This is a genomic window from Gemmatimonadota bacterium (assembly GCA_022560615.1).
Taxonomy (GTDB): domain Bacteria; phylum Gemmatimonadota; class Gemmatimonadetes; order Longimicrobiales; family Gaopeijiaceae; genus UBA1138.
On record JADFSR010000101.1, the window covers coordinates 1 to 2,502 of the forward strand.

The 2,502-nt window shown below is 62.6% G+C and carries 4 protein-coding genes; 2 read left to right on the top strand and 2 right to left on the bottom strand.

Going from position 1 to position 2,502, the window contains the following annotated elements:
* Together IIB36_20485 and IIB36_20490 are read right to left on the bottom strand one after the other, a co-directional pair.
* A partial coding sequence (locus IIB36_20485) for a peptidase (protein ID MCH7534116.1) occupies positions 1 to 517 on the bottom strand: 517 nt, incomplete at its 3' end.
* 2 nt (positions 518 to 519) lie between these two features.
* Positions 520 to 903: a hypothetical protein gene (locus tag IIB36_20490; GenBank protein MCH7534117.1), complete on the bottom strand. Its 384-nt coding sequence runs from the start codon at positions 901 to 903 to the stop codon at positions 520 to 522.
* A gap of 403 nt (positions 904 to 1,306) precedes the next feature.
* Between IIB36_20490 and IIB36_20495 the strand changes: the two genes are divergently transcribed.
* Positions 1,307 to 1,825 carry a helix-turn-helix transcriptional regulator gene (locus IIB36_20495; GenBank protein ID MCH7534118.1) on the top strand — a complete coding sequence of 173 codons (519 nt, stop codon included), beginning with the start codon at positions 1,307 to 1,309 and terminating at the stop codon, positions 1,823 to 1,825.
* A complete protein-coding gene (locus tag IIB36_20500) occupies positions 1,815 to 2,366 on the top strand; it encodes a hypothetical protein (GenBank protein ID MCH7534119.1) in 552 nt (183 codons plus the stop codon). The genes IIB36_20495 and IIB36_20500 overlap by 11 nt, the downstream gene beginning before the upstream one ends.
* The last annotated feature ends 136 nt before the right edge of the window (positions 2,367 to 2,502 follow it).

Below are 2,502 nucleotides of genomic sequence, written 5' to 3' on the forward strand. Positions count from 1 at the left end.
GGGTGACCACGTCGTCCAGAAAGCGGAGCGTCTCGGCATCGTCGAGGCTCACCATCTGATAGGCCATCTCCATGAGCTGCGCCGCGCCCAGGACCTCGGTCGCGTGTAGCCCTCCGTCGATCCACACCACGGCCTTTGCGGTCTGTGACAGCTCGCGTGCCTCTTCGTCGCTGAGATCGTTCGCGAGCGCCAAGCGCCGCGCGTTCGTCTTGTGCTGCTCGAGGTTCGCGTGGTTCGCCGCGGAGGTGATGATGGCCATGAGGTGAGGCCGGCCTTCGGCGGTATAACCGATGGTGTCCAGCACCATACGCGGTGACTCCGAGGCGAGCTTTTGCCAGTACGCCGTCAGCTCCGTGTACGTCGCCAGCCAATAGTCGTCACCGATGTTGTGGCCGAACTGGGCCATGGGTGTGGTGACGTTCTGAGCGTGGAGGGCCGTCCCCGTCACTACCAGGAGGCCGGCGCACAGACCCGCGCACAGAAATGTCCGAATGGAGGTGTACGAACGCTTTTTCATGATCAGTCCCTTGATGGTGGTAGCATCTTGAGTGTTCCCTCTCCGTCCGGTCCGGTCCCGTCCGTGCAAACACCCTCGAAGCTCCCGTTTTCTTTCCGAAGAAGCGTACAATCGAGTCGGATATCCGGTGCCCACCAGAAGGTCAGCTCATCTCCGTCGAGCTTCACCTCACGGAACACCATGGGCGGCTCCACCAGGGGCGCACTCATGACGATAGAAAGGCCACCGTCGGTCTCACCGACCTCGAAGGTGACGGTGACATCGCCGCCTGGGGGCGGAGTCATCGTGCCCGTCCACGTGCCGTGCTCCAACTCCTGAGCACCCACGGGGATCGTGACCAACATGGCGAGCAGAGTCGCTATTCCCAGTCCTGCCGTGCTTTTCATTCCATCGCTCCCGTCGGGTGAAGAGTGATTCTCGCGCGTGAGGTTCCATGGAGCAAGCACCCCGAAGCGGGCACCTCGGAGCAAGCACCCCCGAGCGGGCACCTCGGAGCAAGCATCCGCCATTCCCATGACGGGGTTCTGCTTGCGCCTACCGGCCCGCTCATGGATTCTACGACATCGACTCGGCTGACCAGCGCTTCCTGATGGCCCGCGCCTACTTCGAAGACGAAGACGGATCCGGCGGCGCCCAACTCATGCTGGTCCAGAACTGGTTCGAGGAGCTGAAGGCGCGGGTGCCGAATTGAGAGGGAAGAACGAAGCTCTGCGGGCGTAGTCGATTCTGGGCTGTACCGTACCCTTAAGGCCAGATTGCGATAATATATCCGTTCAGATATTATATGGTATGAACTGGATTCGGACGTTACGGAAGACAGTCGGGGTAACCCAGGCCGCGCTGGCGGATGCGGCGGGGACGTCACAGCCGACCATCGCAGCTTACGAAACGGGACGAAAGAGCCCCACACTGGGCACCGTCAGACGGTTGGCGGAGTCAGTCGGGCTCGCGATGAGCCTGCAGTTCCATCCTCCTCTGACGAGGGAGGATCGCCGTAGCATCTGGCTCCATCGGTCGATCGCGCTTCGGCTGGAGGAGCGGCCACGCTGGGTGTTGCAGCGGGCCCGAGCGACTTTGAAAAAGATGCATCACGCCAACCCCGGAGCTCGACAGTTGCTCGACGAGTGGGGCGTACTTCTGAAACGGTCGATTCCCGAGTTGATCCCGGTGCTCACCGATCCCGGTGTGCGCGCACGGGAACTCCGCCAGGTCACGCCGTTCGCAGGAGTGCTCTCGGCCAAGGAGCGTGCAAGGGAGTACCGAACCTTCGCCGAGGAGGAGGGGAAGAGGAGGCATAATGACGCGTGACGCGTTCGAGCACTCGGTCCGAGCCGCCGGCGCGGTCCTCGGCGTCGACGAGGTGCTTGTGATCGGAAGCCAGGCGGTTCACGCATCTCTCGACGAGCCACTCCCTGAAGAGGCCCTTCGTTCGATCGAGGTGGACGTGGCCGTGTTCGGGGACGAGGATGGCCACCAGGCCGATCTGATCGACGGCTCGATCGGAGAGGCATCCATGTTCCACCAAACGTTCGGATACTACGCGCAAGGGGTGGTGGAACGGACGGCTGTGCTGCCCGAGGGCTGGAAAGACCGACTGGTGCGGTTCGAATCTCCGGGCACGAACGGCGTCGTCGCGCTCTGCCTCGAGCTCCACGATCTCTGGATCTCGAAGGCGATCGCGAGCCGCCAGAAGGACATCGAGTTCTGCCGTGTGCTGCTCGAAATGGGTGTCGTCGACCCGGGTGAGTTGAGTGCCCGCCTCGGACTCGTCCCCGACCTGCCGAAGGCAGTCCGCCGACTTGTGGAGGCCCGCATTCCTGTGGCGGGACCCTCCTCTTCCAAGGACTGAACCCCCGGGGCTGCCAACCCCGCCAGCTTCGCCACCGCCCTTGAGTGCGGTACCGTGAGTATGATGAGGCGGGATTAACACAATCCGACTCAGCAGCATCGAAATGACTGGCATCTGGACGCTTACGAGAGAGGTA